The 1475-nt window shown below is 70.2% G+C and carries 1 protein-coding gene and 1 pseudogene; both read left to right on the top strand.

The window, feature by feature from the left end; genetic code table 11:
• Positions 1-6: 6 nt before the first annotated feature.
• Positions 7-237, top strand: a pseudogene (locus tag ACESMD_RS15450) (glycosyltransferase); the annotation flags it as partial.
• Positions 238-488: 251 nt separating this feature from the next.
• A complete protein-coding gene (locus tag ACESMD_RS15445; protein WP_372614715.1) occupies positions 489-1355 on the top strand; it encodes a glycosyltransferase in 867 nt (288 codons plus the stop codon).
• Positions 1356-1475 lie beyond the last annotated feature (120 nt).

Raw genomic sequence — 1475 nt, 5'->3', positions numbered from 1 at the left:
GGAGGGCTGCCGGAGCAGGTCGAGCCCCACGCGGATCGCCTGCGGATCCTGGCGCTGGTGCATCACCCCCTGGCCGACGAGACGGGCCTGGACGCCTCGCGACGCCAGGCCTTCCTCGAGAGCGAGACGCGGGCCCTGGCGGCCGCCAGGCGGGTCATCGTCACCAGCTCCCATACCGCCCGCGGCCTGTCGCGACTCGGGGTGGCCGAGGAGCGCATCCGGGTGGTAGAGCCGGGTGTCGAGCCCTCGTCGCTGGCTGCCTCAGCCCTGGATCTGGAGGACGACGATCGCCCCCAACGCCTGCTGTGTGTTGCTACCCTGACGCCCCGCAAGGGGCAGGACCTGCTCATCGAGGCCCTGGCCGGGCTCACCGATCGAGACTGGGAATGCGAGGGATTGGGCAGCCATGAACGCGATCCCGACTATGCGGCCCGGCTGGTCGCCGAGACGGGTCGCCGAGACGGGTCGCCGAGACGGGTCGGCGAGGCCTGTCCGAGCGTCTGCACTGGACGGGCGAGAAGGATGCCGACGGACTGGCCGCCGCCTACCACCGAGCGGACCTCTTCGTTCTGCCCTCCCACTACGAGGGCTACGGCATGGTCGTCACCGAGGCCCTGGCCCGGGGTCTGCCGGTGATCACCACCAGCGGCGGGGCCCTGGCAGATACCCTGCCACCAGCCGCGGGCATGACCCTGCCGCCCGGCGATGCTCTGGCGCTTCGCGATGCCCTGGCGCGTTGGCTCGACGATCCCGACTGGCGGCGTCAGCTGCGCCAGGGCGCTCGTCAGGCCAGGGCCGAACTGGGTGACTGGCAGCAGGCCGGTGAGCGCTTCGTGGCTGCCCGGTCCCCGAAGCACTGGCGACTACTCGACCACGACACCGACCTGCTGGCCCATGCCCGTCGACGCTCCGGCCGTCTTCGTGATCTGTCCGGCGACCGGGTGAGGGTCGATACCTCCTGCCGCGATCTGGCCAAGGTGGATGAGGACTTCCTGGCCGGGAGTGACCTTGTCGTGGCGTCGGCCCTATTTGATCTGGTGTCCCGGTCCTGGGTGGAGTCGCTTGTCCAGGCCTGTGCCCGGAAGCGCCAGGTGATGCTGATCACCCTGAGCGTGGACGGTGACTGGGCCTTCCTGGATCCTCGTGGCCAGCACCTGGAGGACGGCGAGGACATCGCCGTGCGTACCCTCTTCAAGGCCCATCAGTTGCGCAACAAGGGGTTGGGTACGGCCCTGGGCGGTGAGGCGCCCGCCGTCCTGACGACCTGCCTTACACAAGCCGGCTACCCCCTGGCATCTGATCGCCGGCGATCCCGAGGGCGGCCTGGCCGAGATCCTGGTCACTGGCTGGCATGATGCCGCCCTGGAACAGGCGCCCGCGGAGACGAGTCGCCTCGCCGCATGGCGAGAGCGTCGCCTGGCCGGCCTGGCGTCCGGCGAACTCGGCGTGATGGTGGGGCATCGTGACATCCTCGC

Source organism: Halomonas sp. (assembly GCF_041689495.1).
Lineage (GTDB): Bacteria > Pseudomonadota > Gammaproteobacteria > Pseudomonadales > Halomonadaceae > Halomonas.
Note: the sequence above shows the minus strand (reverse complement) of the source record. Positions and strands in the feature narration are given on the sequence as shown.